Origin of the sequence: Pseudomonas sp. NPDC089530 (genome assembly GCF_050280705.1) — a bacterium.
Classification (GTDB): Bacteria; Pseudomonadota; Gammaproteobacteria; order Pseudomonadales; family Pseudomonadaceae; genus Aquipseudomonas.
Genome location: NZ_JBNNVU010000061.1, coordinates 32,057 through 33,985, shown reverse-complemented (window position 1 = coordinate 33,985; position 1,929 = coordinate 32,057). Strand labels below are relative to the sequence as shown.

At 59.5% G+C, this 1,929-nt stretch carries 1 protein-coding gene and 1 tRNA gene; both read left to right on the top strand.

Annotated elements, in window-relative coordinates; translation table 11 throughout:
• A partial coding sequence (locus tag ACQKQA_RS20915) for an AAA family ATPase (RefSeq protein WP_427561784.1) occupies positions 1 to 1,473 on the top strand: 1,473 nt, incomplete at its 5' end.
• 313 nt (positions 1,474 to 1,786) lie between these two features.
• Positions 1,787 to 1,862: transfer RNA gene (locus ACQKQA_RS20910), tRNA-Asn, on the top strand.
• The last annotated feature ends 67 nt before the right edge of the window (positions 1,863 to 1,929 follow it).

Genomic DNA, 1,929 nt, shown 5'->3' with positions numbered 1-1,929 from the left:
ATCTCCGACGGCGCGATCAGCGCCGCGGCAAAGCGCCGACCTCGCTACATCACCGACCGCCAACTTCCGGACAAGGCGATCGACCTGATCGACGAAGCCGCCAGCCGTATCCGCATGGAAATCGACTCCAAGCCGGAAGTGCTGGATCGCCTGGAGCGGCGCCTGATTCAACTGAAGGTCGAATCCCAGGCCTTGAAGAAGGAAGACGACGAGGCGGCAATCAAGCGCCTGGAGAAACTCCAGGAGGAAATCACCCGCCTGGAGCGCGAATACGCCGATCTGGAGGAAGTCTGGACCTCGGAGAAAGCCGAAGTGCAGGGCTCGGCGCAGATCCAGCAGAAGATCGAGCAGTCCCGCCAGGAGCTGGAAGCGGCGCGGCGCAAGGGCGACCTGAACCGCATGGCCGAGTTGCAGTACGGGGTGATCCCGGATCTGGAGCGCAGCCTGCAGATGGTCGACCAGCATGGCCAGAGCGAGAACCAGTTGCTGCGCAGTAAGGTGACCGAGGAGGAAATCGCCGAAGTCGTGTCCAAGTGGACCGGTATTCCGGTGTCGAAGATGCTTGAGGGCGAGCGTGACAAGCTGCTGAAGATGGAAAGCCTGCTGCACCAGCGTGTCATCGGCCAGAACGAAGCCGTGGTGGCGGTGGCCAACGCGGTGCGGCGTTCCCGTGCCGGGTTGTCCGACCCGAACCGGCCGAGCGGTTCGTTCATGTTCCTCGGCCCGACCGGTGTGGGTAAGACCGAGCTGTGCAAGGCGCTGGCCGAATTCCTGTTCGATACCGAAGAGGCAATGGTGCGGATCGATATGTCCGAGTTCATGGAGAAACATTCCGTGGCTCGGTTGATCGGCGCGCCTCCAGGCTACGTCGGCTACGAGGAGGGCGGTTACCTGACCGAGGCGGTGCGGCGTAAGCCTTATTCGGTGATCCTGCTGGACGAGGTCGAGAAGGCCCACCCGGATGTGTTCAACATCCTGCTGCAGGTGCTCGAAGACGGGCGCCTGACGGACAGCCACGGACGCACCGTGGATTTCCGTAATACGGTGATCGTCATGACCTCCAACCTGGGCTCTGCGCAGATCCAGGAGCTGGTGGGGGATCGCGAGGCGCAGAGGGCGGCGGTGATGGATGCGGTGTCGACCCATTTCCGTCCGGAGTTCATCAACCGGATCGACGAAGTGGTGATCTTCGAGCCATTGGCTCGGGACCAGATCGCCGGTATCACCGAAATCCAGCTGGGACGCCTGCGCGGTCGTCTGGCCGAGCGCGAGCTCAAGCTGGAGCTGAGTGGCGAGGCCTTGGACAAGCTGATTGCCGTGGGATACGACCCGGTCTATGGCGCACGTCCGCTCAAGCGAGCGATCCAACGCTGGATCGAGAACCCGCTGGCGCAGTTGATCCTGGCTGGCAGTTTCCTGCCGGGGGCCACTGTGACGGCTAAGGTGGAAAACGACGAAATCGTCTTCGCCTGAGCCGGATCAGGCGTCGTTGTGAAGAAGGCCTCGCATTGCGAGGCCTTTTTTTGCATAGGGCATTGAACTGTAAGGCAAAGGCTTGTAAAGTGCGCCCCGCAGTAAGTCACCCCGAGGTTTTTCCTCCCTGAGGAAAAATTGAAATTAAGTTGCAAATCAGTGTCTTGAAAGCAATTTAGGGGTTGACAAAGGTTTTTAAGATTGTAGAATGGCGCGCCTCAGAGACATGAACGTAGCGATGCGAACAAGGTCGACGAGGAGGCTTACTAGAAGTAAAAGCCTGCTGTAAGAGCTGTAAATTGAAATGCTAAGTTCCGTGATAGCTCAGTCGGTAGAGCAAATGACTGTTAATCATTGGGTCCCAGGTTCGAGTCCTGGTCACGGAGCCAATTTCAAGCCGGGGTATAGCGACCCCGGTAAAACGCGCCATGCCGCCGACGTTGTAGGCCGGGCTGT